General features: G+C 55.9%; 24 protein-coding genes. 13 read left to right on the top strand and 11 right to left on the bottom strand.

The features are described from left to right. Positions 1 to 54: 54 nt before the first annotated feature. The gene (locus AC2FGB_RS03275; RefSeq protein WP_142633977.1) at positions 55 to 831 is read left to right on the top strand and encodes an enoyl-CoA hydratase-related protein; all 777 of its coding nucleotides are present in this window, start codon (positions 55 to 57) and stop codon (positions 829 to 831) included. A 5-nt stretch (positions 832 to 836) separates the two neighbouring features. On the opposite strand, the gene bmt is transcribed toward AC2FGB_RS03275, so the two are convergent. Together bmt and AC2FGB_RS03265 are read right to left on the bottom strand one after the other, a co-directional pair. Continuing rightward, complete coding sequence (bmt, locus tag AC2FGB_RS03270) at positions 837 to 1,850, bottom strand: betaine--homocysteine S-methyltransferase (RefSeq protein WP_271946964.1); 1,014 nt, start codon at positions 1,848 to 1,850, stop codon at positions 837 to 839. A gap of 118 nt (positions 1,851 to 1,968) precedes the next feature. Beyond that, a complete protein-coding gene (locus AC2FGB_RS03265; protein WP_142633973.1) occupies positions 1,969 to 2,286 on the bottom strand; it encodes a DUF1476 domain-containing protein in 318 nt (105 codons plus the stop codon). A gap of 186 nt (positions 2,287 to 2,472) precedes the next feature. Between AC2FGB_RS03265 and purC the strand changes: the two genes are divergently transcribed. The 7 genes from purC to AC2FGB_RS03230 all read left to right on the top strand — a co-directional run bounded on the left by purC (position 2,473) and on the right by AC2FGB_RS03230 (position 11,438). Beyond that, the gene (gene purC / locus AC2FGB_RS03260; RefSeq protein ID WP_271946969.1) at positions 2,473 to 3,228 is read left to right on the top strand and encodes a phosphoribosylaminoimidazolesuccinocarboxamide synthase; all 756 of its coding nucleotides are present in this window, start codon (positions 2,473 to 2,475) and stop codon (positions 3,226 to 3,228) included. 129 nt (positions 3,229 to 3,357) lie between these two features. Continuing rightward, entirely contained in the window at positions 3,358 to 4,017 is a 660-nt protein-coding gene (locus AC2FGB_RS03255) for a MarC family protein (protein WP_142633969.1), read from the top strand. A gap of 95 nt (positions 4,018 to 4,112) precedes the next feature. Continuing rightward, positions 4,113 to 4,343, top strand: a complete 231-nt coding sequence (purS, locus tag AC2FGB_RS03250; protein WP_142633967.1) for a phosphoribosylformylglycinamidine synthase subunit PurS — start codon at positions 4,113 to 4,115, stop codon at positions 4,341 to 4,343. A 22-nt stretch (positions 4,344 to 4,365) separates the two neighbouring features. Continuing rightward, entirely contained in the window at positions 4,366 to 5,034 is a 669-nt protein-coding gene (gene purQ, locus AC2FGB_RS03245) for a phosphoribosylformylglycinamidine synthase subunit PurQ (RefSeq protein ID WP_496693201.1), read from the top strand. Positions 5,035 to 5,070: 36 nt separating this feature from the next. After that, a complete protein-coding gene (locus AC2FGB_RS03240) occupies positions 5,071 to 6,849 on the top strand; it encodes a sensor histidine kinase (protein ID WP_281994657.1) in 1,779 nt (592 codons plus the stop codon). 12 nt (positions 6,850 to 6,861) lie between these two features. Continuing rightward, positions 6,862 to 8,196 (top strand): sigma-54-dependent transcriptional regulator, encoded by a 1,335-nt coding sequence (locus AC2FGB_RS03235; protein ID WP_142633961.1) that lies wholly within the window; start codon positions 6,862 to 6,864, stop codon positions 8,194 to 8,196. Between the two features lie 506 nt (positions 8,197 to 8,702). After that, complete coding sequence (locus tag AC2FGB_RS03230; protein WP_496693200.1) at positions 8,703 to 11,438, top strand: Rne/Rng family ribonuclease; 2,736 nt, start codon at positions 8,703 to 8,705, stop codon at positions 11,436 to 11,438. Positions 11,439 to 11,483: 45 nt separating this feature from the next. Here the strand turns inward: AC2FGB_RS03230 and AC2FGB_RS03225 are convergent, their stop codons facing one another. After that, complete coding sequence (locus AC2FGB_RS03225) at positions 11,484 to 11,717, bottom strand: sulfurtransferase TusA family protein (RefSeq protein ID WP_271946987.1); 234 nt, start codon at positions 11,715 to 11,717, stop codon at positions 11,484 to 11,486. Between the two features lie 105 nt (positions 11,718 to 11,822). On the opposite strand from AC2FGB_RS03225, the gene AC2FGB_RS03220 reads away from it, so the two are divergent. The 4 genes from AC2FGB_RS03220 (at position 11,823) to AC2FGB_RS03205 (ending at position 16,153) form a co-directional block, all read left to right on the top strand. Next, a complete protein-coding gene (locus AC2FGB_RS03220) occupies positions 11,823 to 12,575 on the top strand; it encodes a cytochrome c biogenesis CcdA family protein (protein WP_271946989.1) in 753 nt (250 codons plus the stop codon). Positions 12,576 to 12,638: 63 nt separating this feature from the next. Beyond that, positions 12,639 to 13,853 (top strand): hypothetical protein, encoded by a 1,215-nt coding sequence (locus tag AC2FGB_RS03215; protein WP_496693199.1) that lies wholly within the window; start codon positions 12,639 to 12,641, stop codon positions 13,851 to 13,853. Then, entirely contained in the window at positions 13,850 to 15,199 is a 1,350-nt protein-coding gene (locus tag AC2FGB_RS03210; protein ID WP_496693198.1) for a cytochrome P450, read from the top strand. Before AC2FGB_RS03215 ends, AC2FGB_RS03210 begins: the two co-directional genes overlap by 4 nt. A 72-nt stretch (positions 15,200 to 15,271) precedes the next feature. Then, a complete protein-coding gene (locus AC2FGB_RS03205) occupies positions 15,272 to 16,153 on the top strand; it encodes a fructose bisphosphate aldolase (protein WP_496693197.1) in 882 nt (293 codons plus the stop codon). Positions 16,154 to 16,159: 6 nt separating this feature from the next. On the opposite strand, the gene AC2FGB_RS03200 is transcribed toward AC2FGB_RS03205, so the two are convergent. The 4 genes from AC2FGB_RS03200 to fumC form a co-directional block, all read right to left on the bottom strand. Beyond that, positions 16,160 to 16,762, bottom strand: a complete 603-nt coding sequence (locus tag AC2FGB_RS03200) for a DNA-3-methyladenine glycosylase I (RefSeq protein ID WP_496693196.1) — start codon at positions 16,760 to 16,762, stop codon at positions 16,160 to 16,162. Between the two features lie 68 nt (positions 16,763 to 16,830). Continuing rightward, positions 16,831 to 17,046 (bottom strand): ribbon-helix-helix domain-containing protein, encoded by a 216-nt coding sequence (locus AC2FGB_RS03195; RefSeq protein ID WP_271947000.1) that lies wholly within the window; start codon positions 17,044 to 17,046, stop codon positions 16,831 to 16,833. After that, positions 17,043 to 17,219, bottom strand: coding sequence for a DUF4169 family protein (locus AC2FGB_RS03190; RefSeq protein ID WP_142633944.1), 177 nt, complete (start codon positions 17,217 to 17,219; stop codon positions 17,043 to 17,045). Before AC2FGB_RS03190 ends, AC2FGB_RS03195 begins: the two co-directional genes overlap by 4 nt. Then, the gene (fumC, locus tag AC2FGB_RS03185; RefSeq protein WP_496687995.1) at positions 17,219 to 18,613 is read right to left on the bottom strand and encodes a class II fumarate hydratase; all 1,395 of its coding nucleotides are present in this window, start codon (positions 18,611 to 18,613) and stop codon (positions 17,219 to 17,221) included. The genes AC2FGB_RS03190 and fumC overlap by 1 nt, the downstream gene beginning before the upstream one ends. A gap of 206 nt (positions 18,614 to 18,819) precedes the next feature. On the opposite strand from fumC, the gene AC2FGB_RS03180 reads away from it, so the two are divergent. Then, entirely contained in the window at positions 18,820 to 19,383 is a 564-nt protein-coding gene (locus tag AC2FGB_RS03180; RefSeq protein ID WP_271947005.1) for a hypothetical protein, read from the top strand. A gap of 34 nt (positions 19,384 to 19,417) precedes the next feature. On the opposite strand, the gene AC2FGB_RS03175 is transcribed toward AC2FGB_RS03180, so the two are convergent. The 4 genes from AC2FGB_RS03175 to AC2FGB_RS03160 form a co-directional block, all read right to left on the bottom strand. Next, positions 19,418 to 19,876 carry an SspB family protein gene (locus AC2FGB_RS03175; protein ID WP_271947008.1) on the bottom strand — a complete coding sequence of 153 codons (459 nt, stop codon included), beginning with the start codon at positions 19,874 to 19,876 and terminating at the stop codon, positions 19,418 to 19,420. Between the two features lie 76 nt (positions 19,877 to 19,952). Continuing rightward, positions 19,953 to 21,209, bottom strand: a complete 1,257-nt coding sequence (gene chrA / locus AC2FGB_RS03170) for a chromate efflux transporter (protein ID WP_496693195.1) — start codon at positions 21,207 to 21,209, stop codon at positions 19,953 to 19,955. After that, positions 21,206 to 22,009, bottom strand: a complete 804-nt coding sequence (locus AC2FGB_RS03165; RefSeq protein ID WP_496675492.1) for a chromate resistance protein ChrB domain-containing protein — start codon at positions 22,007 to 22,009, stop codon at positions 21,206 to 21,208. Before AC2FGB_RS03165 ends, chrA begins: the two co-directional genes overlap by 4 nt. A 129-nt stretch (positions 22,010 to 22,138) precedes the next feature. Continuing rightward, a complete protein-coding gene (locus tag AC2FGB_RS03160; RefSeq protein ID WP_142633933.1) occupies positions 22,139 to 22,570 on the bottom strand; it encodes an ester cyclase in 432 nt (143 codons plus the stop codon). Positions 22,571 to 22,587: the final 17 nt, after the last annotated feature.

Genomic DNA, 22,587 nt, shown 5'->3' with positions numbered 1-22,587 from the left:
CCTTCATTGGAAATTGAGGCAGGGTCGCAGGCGCAGCGAACCTTGGAGGGGTGGATGGAATACGAAGCGATCCTGTTGGACATTGCGGATGATCTGGCAGTGGTAACTCTGAACCGCCCAGAGAAGTTGAACGCAATGACCGCTCAGTTGCGGGCCGAAGTCACGCACGCGATGAAACACGCTGCCACCCATGCCCGCGCGATTGTTTTGACCGGTAAGGGAAACGCTTTTTGCTCGGGTCAGGATTTAGGTGATGCCTCAAGCACCGGGAAGATTGATCTTGAGCGCACGCTGCGCGACGAATACGAGCCCATGCTTGAAGCAATCTATAATTGCCCGGTTCCAACAATCGCCGCAGTAAATGGCGCTGCTGCGGGGGCAGGGGCCAATCTGGCGCTATGCGCGGATATCGTGATCGCGACGGAGAGTGCTTATTTCCTGCAGGCTTTTGCCCGTATCGGCCTGTTGCCCGACGCTGGAGGCACCTGGTTTATGCCGCGCCAGATGGGGTTCGCCAAAGCCATGGGCGCTGCTCTTTTTGCCGATAAGATCAGTGCTCGACAGGCCGACGACTGGGGCCTGATCTGGGAAGCCGTTCCCGACGCGGAGTTCGAAGCGCATTGGCGCAAGCGGGCCATGTATCTGGCCAAAGGTCCAACCTCAGGGTTTGGCGCCATCAAAAAGGCTATTCGCGGCACCTATGAAAACACTCTGCCGCAACAGCTCGAGGCAGAGGCGCATCTGCAAGGTGAATGTGGCCGCAGCCGAGACTTTTCCGAAGGCGTCGTTGCCTTCATGCAAAAACGCCCCCCGAAATTCGAAGGGCGTTGAGGTTGTCAGGCGCGGCGGCGTTTACGCACGCGCCGTTCCGGAAGGGCGGACTCGCCAGTCCCGTCAGTTGCGGATGAGAACGGGCCCAGCGCGTCTGTGATCTGATCAAGGGTTGGGCGTATACCGGACGGGGCACCGTCAAGCGCAGCTCTCATGTGCCGCAGATGCTCGGGCATTGTGCCGCAACATCCGCCGATAATGCTTGCGCCAGCCTCTCGCGCCATGGTCGCATAATGGCCCATCAGTTCCGGCGTGCCGTCATAATGAATATGTCCATCCACATATTTCGGAATACCGGCATTGCCTTTTGATATCAGCGGCCGTTCCGTACCTTGTGCGACAAATCCAAGGACAGTGCGCAGAATATCAGACGCGCCAGTCCCGCAATTTGCGCCAAAGGCAACCGGCGGGTTAGGGAGCGTTTCAACCAACTGAGCAAAGTCGGCGGATGTGACACCCATCATTGTGCGGCCAGCCGTGTCAAAGCTCATCGTGCCACACCAAGGCATATCGACCAGCGCAAAGGCTTCTGCCGCGGCCCTGAACTCTTCTGGGGCGCTGATGGTTTCGACCCAAAGAACATCGACACCGCCGTCCTTCAATGCCTGCGCCTGTTCGTGGAACATTTCCACGGCATCGGCATGGGACAGGGCGCCAACAGGCTGCATGATCTCGCCGGTTGGTCCGACCGATCCCGCGACGATAACCGGACGGTTGGCTTTGTCAGCAACCTCACGGCCAAGTTCTGCGCCTGCGCGGTTCAGTTCAGCGACCCGGTTCTGAGCCTCGTGCAGTTTGAGACGCGCAGATGTCCCGCCGAATGTGTTGGTCAGGAAAAGGTCGCTGCCTGCGTCCACCGAACCCTGATACAGCGCGCGGATTTTATCCGGTGCATCGACGTTCCAAAGCTCGGGCGCGTCGCCCGACTGCAGGCCCATGTTGAATAGGTTTGTACCTGTTGCTCCATCCGCCAAAAGAGTCGTGTTGGAGTCCAGAAGTTTGCTGAGCGCATTTGTCATAAGAATATTCCGAAACTGGCGAGCCGCGCTAAAAATGCGAGACGCCCCGTGTCTCATGACCGGGGCGTCAAATCAAATTCATAAATCTCATGAAGATCATGAATATTGCGGGGAGACCTTAGTTGGTTTCGTTGAGAACCTGTGCTTTGGCCTCGACCAGAAACTCGGCCATTTTTGCACGGATATCGTCATCCGAAGACAGATCCCCGAGATCGCCGGAAACTTTGCGCACGACATCCTCGTGCCCGGTTTCTTCCAGGTCTGAAATCACAACGGATTTTGCGTATTCATCGGCTTCATTACCGGTTTTGCCCAGTTTTTCGGCCGCCCAAAGGCCAAGCAGTTTGTTGCAACGCGCCTGTGCTTTGAACTGCATTTCTTCATCATGGGCGAATTTAGCTTCGAATGCGTTTTCGCGCTCGTCAAACGTAGTCATCAGTTGGACCCCTTGGGTTGGTAGTTCTTTCCTTAATGATATGACGATACGACGATCCGGGTGCAAGGTATTTGCGCTGCGTCAAAGCCTCTCGGTCCTCGGAACTTGCGGGAAGGTGGGGGTTGGACTAAGAGAGCGCCAAGGCGAAGGAACTTTTTCCCTCGCGACAGTCTGGAAAGGTCGCTTATGGCGCGTCGCAAGAAAATTTACGAAGGTAAGGCCAAGATTTTGTATGAAGGCCCTGAACCGGGTACAATCGTGCAGTATTTCAAGGATGACGCCACTGCCTTCAACGCTGAAAAGAAGGACGTGATCGACGGGAAAGGTGTGCTGAACAACCGCCTGAGCGAATACTTTATGAACGGGTTGAATCAAATCGGTGTGCCGACCCATTTCATCCGTCGCCTGAACATGCGCGAACAGTTGGTCCGCAACTGCGAAATCGTACCGCTTGAAGTTATTGTTCGCAATTTCGCGGCTGGCACGATGTCCAAACGCCTTGGCATTGCCGAGGGGACACAGCTGCCGCGCCCGATAGTGGAATACTGCTACAAGGACGACGCGTTGGGTGATCCCCTTGTCACCGAAGAACATATCGCCGCCTTTGGCTGGGCCAGCCAGCAGGACATGGAAGACATTCTTAGCCTCGCATTGCGGGTGAATGATTTCATGAGCGGTGTGATGCTGGCGGTTGGCATTCGTCTGGTCGATTTCAAAATTGAAATCGGTCGCGTCTATGAAGGTGACTTCCAGCGCCTGATCATAGCGGATGAAATCAGCCCAGACAGCTGCCGTCTTTGGGATATCGAAACCGGCCAGAAGCTAGACAAGGACGTATTCCGCCGCGACCTGGGCAGCCTGACCGACGCCTACTCGGAAGTTGCGCGTCGCCTAGGCGTTCTGCCGAAAAGCAATGTGTCCAAACCGACCCTGATCAACTGATCGAAAGCCGAAGAACAACGCAAAAACGCCGCCGATATTGGGCGGCGTTTTTATTTGAGATCGGGTATTTGACAGGGCCGCAGCTTGTCCGGCATTGTTTGTTGAACAAGCGTAATCGGGTGAATAAAAATGGCCGAGCTATTTGATCAGGCAGTATTTTTAAAGTTCCTCGCTGCGCTGCTGGCGATTTTCAACCCGCTATACGGCATCCCGATTTTCCTCAGCATGACCGAGGGGTATAGCCCGCCAGAACGTAAACGCGTTGCAATGGTTGTGACAGCCACGGTTGTGATTGTATCACTGATTTCGGTACTGATCGGCGAAGAAATTCTGGCGCTTTTCGGTATCGACATTCCGTCTTTTCGCATCGCTGGTGGGTTGATCATTCTTGGGGTTGGTATGTCGATGCTGAACGCGTCTGACCGGTCAGAAAGCGATCAGAAAGCCGTTAAAGATGGCGCGCAGAAGAAGAACATTGCGGTTGTTCCCCTGGCTATCCCGTTAACGATTGGGCCCGGCACTATCGCGACAACCATTGTGTTCGCGCATAGTTTGCCCGACGGCGCCGAGGTAGTAACTTTGGGGGCGGCCGTTTTGATTGCCTGCGCTATTGTCGGGCTGGGATTGTTATTCGCTGACCCTATTTCCAGGTTCTTTGGGCCGACAATGATCAATGTGATCACCCGTGTTATGGCCATCATTTTGGTTGCCGTAGCGGTTGAAATGGTTCTGACAGGGACCTTCAACGCAATAGATACGCATTATCCCGCGCTAAAGGGTTCCGAGTAGGTGCTGACAAGGGTTGTCGAACGCCGACAGTCGCGCTATCCCCGCGCACAACGGAACGGGCCTCAAATACCGGCCCTCAGCTGGAGTTGCAGTAAATGAAAGCACGTGTGCATGTGATGCTGAAAACCGGGGTACTTGACCCTCAGGGTGAAGCGGTGCGCCACGCATTGGGTGCCATGGGTTTTGATCAGGTCGAAGGCGTCCGTCAGGGCAAGGTGATTGATCTTGAACTCGCCGAGGGTGCGACGGAATCGGACGTCACCGAGATGTGCGAAAAACTGCTGGCTAACACGGTCATCGAACGCTACGAGATCGAACTGGTCTGAACCGCTTGCAGGAGGGCTAGCCATGCGCGCAGCTGTCATCGTTTTCCCCGGTTCCAACTGTGATCGGGATCTTGCCGTTGCCTTTGAACAGGCCGGATTTCAGGTAGACATGGTCTGGCATAAAGATGCTGCTCTGCCCAAGGGCGTGGACATTGTTGGTGTCCCCGGCGGGTTTTCTTATGGAGACTACCTGCGTTGCGGAGCGATTGCCGCACAATCCCCGATCTGCAAGGCCGTGGTCGACCACACCGAGCGTGGCGGATACGCCGTTGGTATCTGTAACGGGTTTCAGATCCTGACCGAGACCGGAATTCTGCCCGGAGCTCTGCTGCGCAATGCGAACCTGAAATATATCTGTCGTACCGTAGGCCTGAAGGTCGCAACCAGCGACAGTGCCTTTACCCAAGGCTATAGCGCTGGCGAAGTGATCGGCATTCCGATTGCGCATCATGATGGAAACTATTTCGCGGATGAGGCTACATTGTCCACGCTCAGGGATCACGACCGGATCGCATTCACCTATACCGAGAATCCGAACGGCTCGGTTGGCGACATTGCGGGCATTCTGTCTGAAAACCGCCGTGTTCTTGGTATGATGCCGCATCCCGAACGAGCGGCAGACGAAGGGCATGGTGGCACCGATGGAACGGCATTGTTTCGCGCATTGTCGGGCATCGTCGCACCTGCGTGACTTGAGCTTGCATCTTAGCCCGCGTAACTTTCGGGGATGAGTTCCGACACACGCTCTACCTGGTCTGCACTGTTCAAACCGCTCCGCGCTGCGCCTCTTGGCTGGCCTTTGCGCGCGGCTGTTCTGGTGCTTTTGTTGGTAACGGTTGCGACGATATGGATAACCAACAGTCTGCTGACGGATCGGTTTACTGAATCCACGCGAAACCGGGCCGAGCTGCGCCTTGCTCTGTATTCCGGGAACCTGCTGAGCGAGCTGCGCAGAAATGCGATTGTGCCGCAGCTGCTGGCACGGGATCCGACGCTGATCTCGGCGTTGCAATCCAGCGATTTTACACTGTCCACGCAGCGACTTATTTCTTTTGTCGAAGAGATAGGCGCCGCGTCATTGATGCTGTTGGATCGGGATGGCCGGTCTGTGGCCGCAACCGATCGCAATCGTTTGGGCGAGACGCACCGGAACGCGCCGTATTTTGTAGATTCCATTCGGTCAAACTCGACCATCTTCACCGTGATTGAAAAGGAATCCGGTGGTTACAGCTTTATCTATTCGCGCCGGATGGAGGCCTCGTCGGACATCCTTGGGGTCATAGTCGTCGAGGTTGATCTGCAAAAATTTGAGCGCGCCTGGGCAGGTATCTCCGATGCTGTTCTGGTCGCTGACAGTACGGGCACCATTATTCTGTCAACCGAACCGCAATGGCGCGGAGTAGAGGAGGGGGCTGCCATGCTGCGGCAGCCGCCGCAAAGTGCCATCCAGCGCGCTATCAGGGCCACGACCGATTGGACGGCTCTGCCCCCCGACGCCTATTTGCAGGGCGAGGCGGTGATCCGCATGGAGACACGCATTCCATTCCGCGGCTGGACGATGACCTCGTTCACGACCTACGCCTCGATCCGTGAGAAGGTAAACAGCGTTCTTGCATTGGAAATCATGGGTTTTGCGATTCTGTTGGCGCTTGCCTTCTATGCGCTCAGCCGTAGGGCCACGTTCAGAATGGCCTTGTTCCAGCGCGAGTCGGCAGAGCTTCGCGCATTGAACGCAAGGTTACAGCGGGAAATCGCTGAGAGGGAACGGGTTGAAAAGACGCTGGAAGTAGCCGAGCAGACGCTGGCCCAAAGCTCGAAACTCGCAGCCCTGGGCGAGATGTCTGCGGCCGTCAGCCACGAGCTGAATCAACCTTTGGCTGCAATGAAGACCTATCTTGCCGGCGCGCGTTTGCTGCTGCGACGGAACCGCCCCGAAGAGGCGCTGGCCAGCTTTGGCCGCATCGACGGTCTGATTGAACGAATGGGCGCAATAACACGCCAGCTCAAGTCCTATGCCCGCAAGGGTGCGGATGCGTTTTCACCAGTTAACCTTGGCGAAGCGCTCGCTTCGTCCCTCTCCATGATGGAGCCGCAACTGCGACAGAGGCACGTCAAGATTACGCAGATACTGCCGGAAGAAAGCGTACTAGTCATGGGCGACCGCATGCGGATCGAACAGGTGATGGTGAACCTCTTGCGTAATGCCTTGGACGCCACCAAGTCTGTATCGGAACCGGATGTTGAAATCATACTGGCCGCGGGTGACCAGGCGGTGCTGACTGTACGCGATAATGGCTATGGGATTGAAGACATCGAAAACCTGTTTGAGCCGTTCTATACGACCAAACAACCCGGCGATGGAGTCGGTCTGGGGCTTGCCATCTCATCCGGTATCGTGAACGACCATGGGGGACGGCTGACCGCGCGCAACAGCCAGCACGGTGGCGCGGTGTTTGAGATGCAACTGCCGATACTTGGAAGCGATGGCCTTGAGGCCGCTGAATAACGAGGAATGAATATGGCACAGGCCATGAAAATCGCCATTGTTGATGACGAACAGGACATGCGCCAGTCGATCAGCCAATGGCTGGCACTGTCGGGATATGACACTGAAACCTTTTCCAGCGCCGAGGATGCACTGAAAGTTCTGGGTCCGGATTATCCGGGTATCGTCATATCGGACATCAAGATGCCTGGTATGGACGGGATCCAGCTGTTGAAAAAGCTGATGGGCGCGGACAGCACCTTGCCGGTGATCATGATCACAGGCCACGGTGACGTGCCAATGGCGGTCGAGGCCATGCGCGTGGGTGCGTTTGATTTCCTCGAAAAGCCGTTTAACCCGGATCGGATGTCCGAACTGGCCAAACGTGCCAGCAATGCCCGCCGGTTGACGCTGGACAATCGGGCCCTGCGCCGCGAGCTGTCCGGTGGCACTCAGATCATGAACAAGCTCATCGGTGCCAGCCCCGTGATGGAGCGCTTGCGCGAGGATATTCTGGACCTGGGGCAGGCTGACGGTCATGTTCTGATCGACGGAGAAACCGGCACCGGGAAAACCCTGGTTGCACATGCGTTGCACGCTGTTGGCAGTCGCGCAGGCAAAAAATTTGTTCTAGTTTCCTGTGCTGCCCTCGAAGAAGAGGCCTTGGGAAAGCGTCTGTTCGGCCCGATGATGCCAGAAGACAGCCAGTTGCCCGCGATTGAGGAAGCCCGGGGTGGAACCCTGGTTCTGGAGGATGTCGAGGCGCTCAGCGATACGCTTCAGGCGAAACTGCTGAGTGTCATGAACGATCAGGGCACACCTGCCGAAACCCGCATCGTGGCAATTTCCAACCTTCAGGAAGCCGGAAAGACCAGCGAGGACGTTCTGCGCCCTGATCTGTTCTACCGGCTTGCAGCGTTGCGGATCACAATGCCGCCGCTGCGTCAGCGCGGCGAAGACATTCTGACCCTGTTCACACGGCTGAGCGAGCAATTCGCCGAAGAATACGGCTGCGATGCACCTCAGGTCAGTGCGCAAGAGGCGGCTCAGCTTTTGCAAGCGCCGTGGCCCGGAAACGTACGGCAGCTGATAAACATCGCGGAACGTGCCGTGCTGCAATCCCGTCGCGGATCGGGGACGATCGCGTCTCTGTTGATGTCTGATCACGAAGAAATGCAGCCCGTGATGACGACCGAAGGCAAGCCGCTCAAGGAATATGTCGAGGCATTCGAGCGGATGCTGATCGACAATACCATGCGGCGACATAAGGGGTCGATTGCCTCGGTTATGGATGAACTATGCCTGCCGCGTCGGACATTGAATGAGAAGATGGCCAAATATGGCCTGCAACGTTCCGATTACCTGTGACGGGCTTGAGGCGATGCCTTTGTGGCCCTTTGGGTGATACCAAGTAATGTTTTTAGCTGGATAACGAGATCCCGACCGGTGGTCGGGGTCTTCAATGCAGTTTGCCCATTGTCTTTTCCACAGGACTGCTTTTATTGTAACCAGACGGGCTGGGCGGATTTGACGCCGAAAAGTCCCGATCTTTGAGATTCGCTGCTACGCCACTGGTGGAGACCAGGTCCCACACTGGCCAAGCAGACCGATTGTGCCCCTTAACGGGGTGATTGAACGCCTGAGCCCGCAGAAAAGCGGGCGAAAGGAATAAATGGGCAGGCAGCGGTTGTTCGCGCCTGTCGGAGAAGAACCGCGATGACGCGCGCGCAACGACTGAGTGTACGGGCAGGGGGCCATAGTGCCAGACCCTGCAGCGCGCCGTCTGAAATCGCCCTGACAAGACACCACCCCAAAAGCACCCATCCTCCTGGACGGGTTAGGACAACGCGTTTGGCGCGGTGCACTAAGGAAACATGGCTAAGAAAATGCTTATCGATGCCACCCACGCGGAAGAAACCCGCGTCGTGGTGGTTGACGGAAACAAGGTCGAGGAATTCGATTTTGAATCCGAAAACAAACGTCAGCTTGCTGGCAACATATATCTAGCAAAAGTTACACGGGTCGAACCCTCGCTGCAGGCAGCTTTTGTTGACTATGGCGGAAATCGCCACGGATTCCTGGCGTTCTCGGAAATTCATCCCGACTATTATCAGATTCCCGTCGCTGATCGCGAAGCTCTGATGGAAGAAGAGCGCGCCTATGCCGAGGCAATGCGTGCGCGTGATGAGGCTGAGGAAACCAAGCCCAAAAGACGCCGTTCGCGCTCGCGCGCCAAGGCTGCCGATATCAAATCGGATGATGCAGTGGAATCGGTCGAAGTCTCGTCCGAACCCACAGGCATGGAAACGATTGACCTGGATGAGAGCGATGAGGCCAATGATCCTTCTGTAGAAGAAGGAACATCTCCGGCCGATCATGTGGCAGAAACTCCTGTAGAAGAGCCGACGGACGAACCGGAGGCGGAAGAAGCAACCGCAGAAACTGAAGACGCGCCTGCGGAAGAAGTCGACCAATCAGATGCTAGCGCTGATCAGGACGGCACGGACAAAGAAGCCGAGGCGCAGGAAAGCACCGCGACTGAGACGGACGCGGATGACGCGACAAGCGCTGAAGCCAACGCCGAGGACGCCCCTGACGAGGCTGGCGACGACGAAGAAGAAAACACCCGTACGGACGCCACTGCAAAAGACGAGACCATTGAGTCGGTTGCCGACGAAGATGACAGCGAAGACATCCGTCCACCGCGCAAACCGCGCGCGCGCCGGTACAAGATTCAAGAAGTCGTCAAAGTACGCCAGGTTCTGCTTGTGCAGGTCGTCAAGGAAGAGCGTGGCAACAAAGGTGCAGCTCTGACCACTTATTTGTCACTTGCTGGCCGATATTGTGTTTTGATGCCGAACACCGCGCGGGGCGGCGGCATCAGCCGTAAGATTACCAACGCGCCTGATCGCAAAAAGCTTAAGGAAATTGCGGCTGAGATTGACGTCCCGACAGGGGCGGGTCTTATCATTCGGACCGCCGGGGCGAAACGCACCAAATCCGAAATAAAGCGCGATTACGAATATCTGCAACGTATGTGGGAACAGATCCGCGAGCTGACGTTGAAATCCATCGCGCCTGCGAAGATCTATGAAGAAGGCGACCTGATCAAACGGTCGATCCGCGATCTCTATAATCGCGACATCGACGAGGTTCTGGTCGAAGGCGAAGGCGGATATCGCATCGCCAAGGACTTCATGAAAATGATCATGCCGTCGCACGCCAAGAATGTGCAGCGGTACGAAGACGCGCTGCCATTGTTCGCGCGCTATCAGGTGGAAAGCTATCTGGCGGGGATGTTCAACCCGACGGTACAGCTGAGATCGGGTGGCTATATCGTGATCGGTGTGACCGAAGCGCTTGTGGCGGTCGACGTGAACTCGGGTCGGGCAACCAAAGAAGGCTCGATCGAGGAAACGGCCCTGAAGACCAACCTTGAGGCCGCCGAAGAGGTAGCCCGCCAGTTGCGTCTGCGTGATTTGGCCGGCCTGATCGTCATCGATTTTATCGATATGGACGAGCGGAAGAACAACGCCGCTGTCGAAAAACGCCTGAAAGAAAAACTGAAAACAGACCGTGCGCGCATCCAGGTTGGTCGCATATCTGGTTTTGGTCTGATGGAAATGAGCCGACAGCGCCTGCGTCCCGGTATGTTGGAGGCAACGACACAGCCTTGTCCGGCCTGCCATGGCACCGGCCTGATCCGTTCGGATGACAACATGGCGCTGAGCATTCTGCGCCAGATCGAGGAAGAAGGCACGCGCCGTCGCTCACGCGAGGTGCTGGTGCGCTGCCCGGTCAGCATCGCCAACTTCCTGATGAACCAAAAGCGCGAGCATATCGCACAGATTGAAGCGCGCTATGGTCTGTCGGTTCGCATCGAAGGGGATGTGCATCTGGTAAGCCCTGATTTCTCGATGGAGAAGTTCAAGACCGCCAGCCGGATTGTTCCCGAAGCCAGTGCGCCGGTTGTATCGGTTGATGCCACGCTGATGGAAATGGTCGACGCCTCTGAAGAAGAGACCGTCGAAGAAGAAACGCCGCAGGCTGAAGATGAAACCAAACCCAAGCGCAAGCGCCGTCGGCGTCGTCGCAAGAAGGGCAATGGTGGTGCCGAGGGGCAGGATTCTAACGGGCAAGAGGCTGATGAAGATACAGCTGAAGCGTCCGAGGAAGCTGTGGAAGAACCTGCAACAGATGCCGTAGTAGCGGTGGAAGAGACGCAGGAAGAAGCGCCTGCCAAGCCTAAACGCCGCCGGGCTCCGCGTCGCAAGAAGAAGGACGCCGAAGATGCCGAGACGATAACCGAACAGGTCGTCGAAGCTGAACCAGAGGCCAAGGTCGAAGCTGAAACGGAAGCTCCGGCAGAAATCGAAACTGTCGAAGCCGAAGCAGCACCGAAACAGGAAACGGTTTCGGAAACTGCCGTGCCGACAGAAGAAACGCCGGAAGCGGCAGAGCCTGTTCAAGAGGTTGTTGCGGTTGAAGCCACTGAGGAACCAACAGTAGAAGTCACAGAGCCTGTGCTGGAAGTGGTTGCGGATGAACCGGAAACGCCATCGGAGCCTGCCAAGCCAAAACGGCGCGGTTGGTGGTCGTTGGGCCAGTAACTTGAAAAGGCGGGCCTCAGAGCCCGCCTTTTTATTTGACGGGTCTCAAACGGACTTCTGGATGGTGTAGACCTGATGCCCGTCAGATTCTTCCTGTGACAGCAAGCGATGTCCACTTTCCATGCAGAAATGTGGAACATCAATGACTGCAGCGGGATCATCCGCCAGCACTTTCAAGACCGCTCCCGCGGGCATTGACTTGAGCCGTTTACGGGCCTTCAGGACGGGCAGAGGGCACAGCAGCCCCAACGCGTCCAGTGTCTCGGTTTGGTTTGACATGTACCTGAGATATTTCCACTTTCAGACGGTGTCCAGCGTGCAACCACGAGGATGTGACCGAATGGCCCCGTGACGCGGGCGACTTCATGACATATGTGCTGAAACATGTTCGGAATTGATATCATTGACGCAGGGCTGTTGCCCGCCATGTTCATCGCATTGCTCGGTGGGTTGATCAGCTTTTTATCGCCCTGCGTGCTACCGATTGTGCCGCCCTATCTCGCCTATATGAGTGGCGTCACGATCAACGAGATGCAGGATGAGGCCCGCGCACGCAGAAAAGCGACACTTTCGGCGCTGTTCTTTGTCATGGGGCTGTCCACGGTGTTTCTGTTGCTTGGCTTCACGGCTTCGGCGTTTGGGGCGTTCGTGCTGCAGAACCAAGTGCTGTTCGCCAAGATTTCAGGCGCGGTGGTCATCGTTTTTGGCCTGCATTTTCTGAACGTCTTCCGCATCCCATTCCTTGACCGCGAGGCCCGGATCGAAGCCGGAGACAGCGGCGGGTCTGTCTTTGGGGCCTATATTCTGGGTCTGGCCTTCGCCTTTGGCTGGACGCCCTGTATCGGCCCGCAACTGGGTGCGATCCTGTCGCTGGCTGCCTCCGAGGCATCCGTCGCACGTGGGACATTGTTGCTGGGCGTCTATGCAGCGGGTCTTGGCATACCTTTCCTGCTCGCCGCGATGTTCCTGAACCGATCCATGTCGGTGATGAACCGAATAAAGCCCCATATGGCACTGATCGAGAGGATCATGGGTGGCCTGTTGCTGTTTGTTGGTATCATGCTGATCACCGGCCTGTTCACTGAGTTCAGCTGGTGGCTGTTGGAAGCCTTCCCGGCGCTGGCAAACTTTGGGTAACCCTCTTATCTGACTTACTTTGGCTGTAATGCTGCGCTAACCTGCGTCGCAGAAGGTAAGACCATGAGCAGTCAGACAAATCAGCCTCGAGTGAAACGGCGTAGGGTATTCTATATTCCCGGATATGACCCGATCCCCCCACGGCGCTATCGCGAGCTTTACCGCAGTGAAAGCGCAAGACAGGCGGCTATTTCAGGGTATGAAATCTCGGTCTCGCCCAAAACCGGAGAGGGCTTGTATGGATGGCACGTCCATTCGGTTCAGGACGGGGCTGAAGTTCACACAGATGTCGAGGTGCTGGTCTGGTCCGACATCGTACGCTCCAGCATGTCGAACTCGATTGCGGCCACCTATCTGCAGATGCTGCGTACGGCATGGATCTATATCTCGACCGGCGTGTTATGGCGCCTGATGCGATTGCGCAAAGGTCCGGTGATTGCCGCGATTTATCCGATCGTGATGCTGATCGCACAGCTTTTGGTCGCAATGGCTGTGGTCATCGGGCTGACAGTTCTGATTGCGCCGGTCCTGTCTTTGGTGGCGTTGGTTCTGTCTATTGGTGTTGCCTATGTGCTGATGCTGTGGTTCCGGAAAATCGACAACAAGCTGTTCGTCTATTATCTGATGCACGATTACGCCTATTCAGCGGCTTCAGGCGGTAAAACACCTCCTGAATTGGCCGGACGCCTATCGGAGTTCACAAATGCGATTGCCGCAGCTCTTACCGATGAGACGGATGAGGTTCTGATCGTCGGCCACAGTTCCGGCGCTCATCTGGGTGTCACGGTTCTGGCCAATCTGATCCGATCCGGACGGGTGGGCACAGACGGGCCTGAGCTGTCCTTTCTGACATTGGGGCAGGTGGTTCCCATGGTCTCGTTCCTGCCCAACGCATATGATCTGCGCGCGGACCTGGGGTTTCTTTCGAAACGCGAAGACTTGGCTTGGGTCGACATTTCTGCACCTGGGGACGGCTGCGCATTCGCTCTGTGTGATCCTGTCGCTGTAAGCGGGGTAGCCGATGCCGATCAGCGCTGGCCTTTGGTGTTATCTGCCGCGTTTACGCAAACGCTGTCAGCAGAACGGTGGCGCGCCCTGAGGTGGCGGTTTTTCAGACTGCACTTCCAATATCTCTGCGCCTTTGATCACCCGGACAGGTACGATTATTTCCGCGTGACTGCCGGGCCTCTGTCGCTTGGGCATCGGTTCGCAGGGCGTAAACCCTCGGGATCACGGATTGCGCAATCCGTTTCCAAATATGTATCGGTGCAGCCATGACCCCGCCAAAGCCCACATCGCGGCCAGACAGGGTTTCGCTGTGGCGCTATTTCAGGTTGTTTCGCAAGGACATCCTCTCGGCACAGCCGCAGCGATTGTACCGCGCATGGATGGCCGAGTTTAAGACGCCGTTCTTTCGATCATATCTGACGAACCAACCAGAACTTGTTGAAACCGTTCTGAAAAAACGCCCCGATGATTTTCCGAAATCAGATCGTATTGGCGAGGGTCTGCGGCCGTTGCTGGGGAATTCGGTCTTTCTGACCAATGGTGAAAACTGGAAACGCCAGCGCCGGGTTATCGACCCGGCGTTTGAGGGCGGGCGCCTGAAAGATACCTATCCGGCCATGGTCCAGGCGGCAGAGGCCTGCGTCGCGCGTCTGCGCGGGCAGGCCGGTTCTGTCATCGAGTGCGAAGAGGTCACCAGTCACCTCGCCGCGGATGTGATCTTTCGAACGCTTTTTTCTGTACCGATTGAAGACCGCGTTGCGTCTCAGGTTTTTGAGAAATTCCGAACCTATCAAAGAGAGCAACCGCTGTTGAACTTGGCGGCGTTTCTGCCTCTGCCCAAATGGATGCCGCGGCTACATTCCAGAAAAACTCGCAAGACCGCGCGTGAAATCAGGATGCTGATCACCGAAATGACCGCTCAACGCGCGAGGATGATTGAGGCCGGGCAGGCGCCGCATGATCTGGCGACAAAGATCATGACAACGGCTGATCCCAAGACCGGCAAGTGTTTTGACACGCAGGAGATGGCTGATCAGGTGGCGATCTTCTTTCTGGCAGGCCACGAGACCAGCGCTTCTGCGTTGGCTTGGGCATTGTACCTTTTGGCGACCCACCCGGATTGGCAGGACAAGCTGGCGGCCGAGGCGCAAGGGCTGGACCTATCCGATTTTACCTCCGTATCGCTGCTGAAGCTCAGCCGCGATGTGTTTCGGGAAACGCTGCGCCTGTACCCTCCGGTCCCGATGATGGTGCGAGAGGCCACATGCCGCGAAAACTTCAGGGGCCGGGCTATTAAACCGGGCTCGCAGATAGTCATCAGCCCATGGCACCTGCATCGGCACGAACGTCTGTGGGCAGACCCCGACGGGTTCGACCCGTCCCGCTGGGCCAAGGGCAATGAGGAAAGTTGTCCCAGAGAGGCATTCATCCCATTCTCGGCCGGGTCGCGCATTTGCATCGGTGCCGGTTTTGCAATGGTCGAAGGTCCCTTATTGCTGTCGTCACTACTGCGGAAGTTCAGGTTCGAAATCTCGGACACGCCAGAGCCGGTTCCGGTGGCTCATCTGACCGTCAGATCCAAAGATGGAATTTGGTTGCGCCTGGTTGAGCGCTAACAAACTACCATCGGCATGCTCCATGCTGTATGCGGTTGAAAAACGCGGAATCATTTCGAACGGGAAAGTCATATGTCCAAAACACAACAGCGCGAGCAGATGTCCAACGGTGCCGGTTTTATTGCTGCTCTGGACCAAAGTGGCGGCTCGACCCCAAAGGCGCTGGCGCTTTATGGGGTAGACGCGTCAGAATACGGCTCGGACGCAGAGATGTTCGGCGAAATCCAGAAGATGCGCGCGCGTATCATTCTGGCGGATGGCTTCACAAACGACAAAGTCATCGGCGCGATCCTGTTCGAACGCACGCTCGGCGAAGAGATAGATGGCCGTAAAGTCGCAGATTTTCTTTGGAACGTAAAAGGCATTGTTCCGTTTCTGAAGATCGACAAGGGCCTCGAGGATGAGGCCAATGGCGTTCAGGTCATGAAACCGATCCCCGGTCTGGCCGACACTTTGGCTAAAGCCGAAGGCGTTTTCGGCACTAAGGAACGTTCCGTGATTCATGAGGCCAACGCCAAAGGCATCGCAAACGTTGTCGCGCAGCAGTTCGATGTGGCGCGTGAAGTCGTTGCCGCCGGTTTGGTTCCGATTGTCGAGCCCGAGGTGAACATCAACTCGACCACCAAAGCCGAAGCCGAAGCAATTCTAAAATCGGAAATCTTGCAGAACCTAGATCAGTTGGATGATGGTCAGGATGTCATGCTTAAGCTTACCATCCCCAGCCAGGCTAATCTGTATGACGATCTGGCTGACCACCCCAGAGTTTTGCGGGTCGTAGCCCTGTCCGGCGGATATTCGACCGAACAAGCCTGTGATCTGCTGGCGCAGAATAGCAAGATGATTGCGTCTTTCTCTCGTGCGCTGACCGAAGGACTGTCGAAAAAGCAGTCAGATGCCGAATTCAATACGGCCCTCGGCAGCAATATCGATAAGATTTCTCGCGCCTCTGCCTAAGCTGCGCTATTCCGGTTTAGTGAAATCGCGGCGCATCTGTGCCGCTTTTTCCCGCATAGAGCACTCGGTCGCATGATCGTTTACAAGACCCATGGCCTGCATGAATGCAAAAACCGTGGTCGGGCCCACAAACTTCCATCCCCGCTTTTTAAGGTCTTTGGACATGGCAATAGATTCAGCCGAAGTTGAGGCTGTTTGTGGCGCTGGCGGTGAACTGGCCTCATAGCGCCAGACATAAGCTGCAATCGACCCCTCAGCTGCCACCAGCTCCTGGGCACGCCGGGCGTTGTTGATGACTGCTTCGATCTTTCCGCGGTGCCTGACAATGCCTGCATCCAGCAAAAGACGGGTGACATCTGCCTCATCAAACTTCGCTATTGCGTTGTAATCAAAATGTTTAAATGCTTTTCGAAAGTTCTCGCGTTTGGAAAGAATGGTGCGCCAGCTGAGGCCGGACTGAAAGCTTTCAAGGCAGAGCTTCTCAAACAAACGCTGATCGTCGCTGACCGGATAGCCCCATTCATTGTCGTGATAGTCGAAAAACTCTGGCGCAGACTGACACCATGCACAACGCGGTTGACCGTCTGGGCCGGTAACTGTCTTGCTCATCGCGATGTACCCCTTTTGTTCTGGTATGAGCATAGGCGTTTTTCAGAGGTCAAATCAAGAACGGAAAGTCAGCCGCGATACCAGTTCAGAATATAAACGCGTATTGCCGAAGCCAATCCGACCTCAGGGTCGCGGTTAAAATCAATTTCCGCAGCTAAGGCGTTGATTGCCATATCTTTATCAGCTGCAATGGCACGAAAGGCTTTCCAAAACTCGTCCTCAAGAGATACCGAGGTTCGATGACCTTTAAGCGTCAATGAGCGTTTGATGGGACGTCCACTCATTTGTCGATCTCGTGCCCATCCAAGTCGCGCCGCGACTTTTCCAGATGTTTTTTACTTGCGTCTTTCTCGGCTTTGTTGCGCCCAAATGACACAGCGTTCTGGTCGGCGCGGGCCTTTTTCTCGGCCCGCGCCTTGTCTTTTCTGTACCGGTTCAGATTGACCGGCTTTGCCATCAGTCCTTGGGCCCAATCATTTGTTCGGGACGCACAACCGCGTCAAAGGTCTCGGCGTCGACAAAGCCAAGCGCGATGGCCTCTTCCTTGAGGGTGGTGCCATTCTTATGCGCGGTCTTGGCGACGGTCGTGGCGTTGTCATACCCGATGGTTGGGGCAAGGGCGGTGACCAGCATGAGCGATTCCTTCATCAGCTTTTCGATGCGTGGTTCGTTGGCCTGAATGCCCAGCAACATCCGCTCGGTAAAGCTGTCTGTGGCATCACCAAGCAGTTGGATCGACTGCAAAAGATTGTAGGACATCATGGGGTTATAGACATTCAATTCGAAATGTCCCTGGCTGCCGGCGAATTTGATGGCGGCATCATTGCCCATGACATGGGCTGCGACCTGAGTCAGCGCTTCGGCTTGGGTCGGGTTGACCTTGCCCGGCATGATCGACGATCCGGGCTCATTCTCGGGCAGGATCAATTCGCCCAAACCGGATCGCGGACCCGAGCCCAACAGCCTGATATCATTCGCTATTTTATAGCAGCTACCAGCGATGGTCGCCAGTGCGCCTGACAGGAAAACCATCGCATCATGGGCGGCCAGCGCCTCGAACTTGTTCGGAGCGGTCACAAAGGGCAGGCCGGTGATATCAGCCATATTCACAGCGACTGCCTCGCTCCACCCGGTTTGGGTGTTCAGGCCGGTACCAACAGCGGTGCCGCCCTGGGCAAGCTCGTAAATGCCAGGCATCGCGGCGTTGACCCGTGCGATACCTTGACGAATTTGATGGGCGTAGCCGCCAAATTCCTGACCCAGTGTCAGCGGCGTGGCATCCTGCGTATGGGTCCGGCCGATCTTGATGATGTCTTTGAATTCTTCGGCCTTCTGCTCCAGCCCCGAGGCCAGCTTTTCCAGACCCGGCAGCAGAACGTCCCGAACGCTCATACCCGTGGCGATATGCATGGCCGTCGGGAACGTGTCGTTCGAGGACTGGCCCATGTTGCAATGATCGTTTGGATGAACCGGGTCTTTTGTGCCGATTGTACCACCCAGGATTTCGATAGCCCGGTTCGCAATAACCTCGTTCGAGTTCATGTTCGACTGGGTGCCGGATCCTGTTTGCCAGACGACCAGCGGAAAGTTGTCATCGAACTTACCTTCAAAAACCTCACCCGCGGCCTGAATCACCGCATCCGCAATTCGCGCGTCCAGTTTCCCGGTCGACTTGTTCTGCATGGCGCAGGCTTTTTTGATCACACCTAAGGCCCGCACGATGGCAACAGGCTGTTTTTCCCATCCAATGGGGAAGTTCATAATCGAACGCTGGGTCTGCGCACCCCAGTATTTGTCTGCGGGAACCTCCAGCGGGCCAAAGCTGTCGGATTCGGTGCGGGTTTGAGACATCGGTCACTCCGTCATGTATACCATTGCATGCCAATTACAGTCAGCAGCGTCGCGGTGCAATCGGCCAGTTGCGCGCATCATAAACTTATGCCTGACAAAGGTATAGGCGCAGAGCTGCGTCATTTTTCTCGTCGCAATCGCCATCACCGCCATTGTACGCGCCGGTGGGTGAGCTACTATAGAGTCAGAGCACGCCGGAGGCCGCAATGCGTCTGAATCACCCGACCACTTGCCTGAAATTCATTATCTATTCCTTTGCCACCGTTCTGTGGGCCTCCTTGGTGGTAAATCCGCTTCATGCGGCAGATATTGAGCCCTTTGTTGGCAGCTACGTTGGGTCTGCCAATGTTGTCGATGCAAACGGGACCGAAACACCTCGTGATATGAGTGTGTCAATCCAGGAATTGAAGAACGGGTTCAATGTTAGTTGGAAGACGACAACTTACAAACTGAATGGCCGCGTCAAGGAACAGGCATTCTCGATTGATTTTCAGACCTCGGACAGATCGGACATCTTTTCCGCGGCCATGAAGCGCAATGTATTCGGCCATGAAGTTCCGCTTGACCCGATGCAGGGGGAACCGTTCGTCTGGGGCCGGATTGAGGGTCAAACTCTGACCGTGTTTTCGTTGTTCATTGCAGAAAATGGCGGCTATGAGCTGCAGCAATATGACAGAACGCTGGCAGAAGGCGGTCTGAACCTGTCATTTTCCCGTTTCCGCAACGGTACCAAATCACGTTCCGTAGAGACGTTCCTGACGAAAGAGTAAGCCCCGCAAACCGCGAGGCTTTCCAGCGCATATACTATTTTCTGAAGCTGTCCAGCGACACGACATCAGCGTCATGCTGTTGCGGTTCTTCTTCGACCTCGATTATCTCATCGTCCATCGGATCAAAGTCATCCTCTTCATCCGGGCTTTCAAAACGCAGGCCAAATTCCACAGAGGGGTCGACGAATGTTTTGATCGAGGCATAGGGGATGTACAAAGGTTCCGGCGCGTCGCCAAAGTTGAGCGTGATGGCAAATCCGCTTTCGCCGACCTCAAGATTTTCGAACCAATGCTGCATCACAACAGTCATCTCTTCCGGATAACGATCATGCAGCCAGTCGGCAATTTCCACGCCGTCACACCTGGTGTCAAACGTAATGAAAAAGTGGTGCGCACCCGGCAGGCCAGTTTCTGAAACGCTGGTCAGAACCGTCTTGATCAGCCCGCGCATGGCGGTGTGCATCAGGTTCCCATAGTCGATGTCTTGCGACATGTGTCATCCTCAAAAGTGGCTTCCCTAAGCATAAGGGATTCCTTTGGAAACGAAAGGCCGGTTACACGCTGACTGTTCAGAGAAAAAACAGGCCGGTGCCAGCAGCTAGCATAACCATTAGCGTAAGCGCCATGCCGAATTTAAGTTTAAAAATCAACGCTCCGGCGAAGACAGTCAGCACAGCGGCTTTCACATCCAATGAGGTCAATTCAGGCCAGGGCAGGCTGATTGGTCCAAAGGTTTTGTTTGGCAGTTCTGAAAACAGCACATTCAGGGCAAACCACACGGATAGGTTGAGAATCACCCCAACCACAGCAGAGGTAATACCTTGCAGGGCCGCCGATAACCGGGGCCGCGCAGCGATGTGGTCAAGATAGGGGGCTGTGAGGAATATCCACAGAAAGCAGGGAACGAATGTTGCCCAAAGTGCAACGATACCTGCGGCGATGGCCAGCATCGATCCGCCCGAGATCTGACCGGTCAGCATAGCGACAAATTGTGTTACCAAAATCAAAGGCCCCGGTGTCGTTTCCGCCAGACCAAGCGCGTCGATCATCTGATCTGTGGATATCCAGTTATACTGATCCACAACGGTCTGCGTCATGTAAGCTAGAACAGCGTAGGCCCCGCCAAATGTCACAACTGCGAGGCGGGCAAAGAACCAGCCAAGATCGCTGAGAAGTTTCTGACCAGAAAGACTTAACAGCCACAACGGGCCAAGCCACAGAACCAACCAGATTGACGCGTTCCGCAGCACATCGCTTAGGCGCGGGGTGGGGGTGTCGACCGGTCGGGCGGCGACGCCGTTGAAGCTCAGATACCCCCAAAGGGCTGCCGCCGCGATGATCGCGGGGAAGGGGAGGTCGAACAGAAAGATTGCCAGAAACGCGAGGCCCGAGATCGCACGATGTGAGACGTCCGACAGCGCTTTGCGGGACAGGTTTCGCAGGGCCTGTAGCACGATGATGATCACCGTAGCTTTGACGCCGAGAAACGCGGCCTGCACCAGAGGAAGCGCGCCATAGGCCGCGTATAGTGCCACCAATGCTGAGATAATGATCGCACCGGGCAGAACAAACAGGCTGCCTGCGATCATACCGCCCGAGACGCCGCGCAGACGCCAGCCGGAATAAGTTGCAAGCTGCATCGCCTCGGGGCCGGGCAGCAACATGCACAGCGACAGAGCCCGTAGATAGGTTTCTTCGTCCAGCCAGGGACGCCTTTCGACGAGTTCCTGATGCATCAATGATATCTGGGCTGCCGGGCCGCCGAAGGACAGCAATCCAATGCGGCCGAACACGCGGATGAGTTCAGGATATGTTGGTGTGCTCATTTCTCGACTGCCGGCCAATCATGTTTCTCATCAAACCCGTCGCGGGCCCAGAGATACAAGGCATCGTACAGATGCATCCCGGCCTCGATGGCCTGATGGTCGTCTTTATATAGGCGCGATAGCCCCACCGAGACCGCAAGAAGCCCGGCTGCTTCGGGCGCCAGATCATGCCTGTTCGTATCCGCGGCCCGGACAACTGTCGCAAGCCTGTTCATTGCGGGCGTAGCAAGCTGGAAATCTTTTACCAAAGCATCAAATGTGCAGTTATCCCCACGATGGCTCCAGCGGACGCCCTCAACATCGAACGGGGTGGCGTTAAAGACTTCGGATACCTTTGCCACTTCGGATGGGGCAACAAACAGAAAACGTGCGTTGGGGTCGATGAAACGCCGGATCAACCAGGGGCAAGCAATGCGATCAATCTTAGGCCGATGGCGCGTTACCCAGAGTGAAGGAGACGCTGGTATATCTGCAAATGGGATGCGCGGTGCATCGGGCGTCTCGCGCCAAGCATACATGCCGCCTTCCAGATACTCAGCGGCCACGCCTTCACTCCTCAGCCAGGAAACAACGGCCTGACTCAGCTTTTTGCCCTTTTGGCAAATGATGATGCAGGGGCGGTTAGCGATGAGCCCCTTCAGCCCATCCAGATCCTTCGCCGGATGACGAACCGAGCCCGGTATCAGATAAGGGTCCTGTTCAAAATCGGTGTCAGTGCAGATGTCCACCAAAACAGGCGCCCGGGACGTTCCGATCAGACGTAACAGTTGTTTCGGTGTGATAGCATTAGGCGCAGGCATGGCATGTCTCCTGTGATCGACGGATACATGCGAAACTTGGGCTGTCGCCTCACGGGGCGTTCGCAATCTTACCCCATAGGCTTTGCTACCGCGACAGGCCGGTCGGGGTCAAGATTGCGAGCTCATTTCCTAGGCCCAGTCCAGCCGTTGACCAGTCATGCATACGGGCAGGGTGTCCTTGGGAAACTGACCAAGCTGTTCAAATAAGGAAATGAAGTCAAACTGGTTATACGCCTCGACAATACGACCTTCTTTAATGCGGCCAATCATACTGCCAGAGGCCTGCAGTGGTGCGCCGTTATCGGCGCGTGTTGTGCTGACCTGCAATATCGCCGATACCCAATCGCCATTTTCGATGATTTTGGGCAGCTCAACATGGATATCGCCCAGAATGTGGCGAAACGCCATGACCAGATCCCGAAAATCATCGGCCCCCACCTGCATTTCCGGAATCAGTCCTTCGGCTGTCGTTTCCGGCGCGAAATACCGATCAATCGCATCGGTATTTCCGTTTTCCCAAACCTCTGAATACCATTCTCTGAGTATATCTGCGTGTGACATCCCAGCTCTCCTTTTCC

It is taken from the genome of Ruegeria sp. CDSC021, assembly GCF_059610845.1.
The sequence above is the reverse complement of the archived record's forward strand: the minus strand, read 5'-3'. Positions and strand labels throughout refer to the sequence as shown.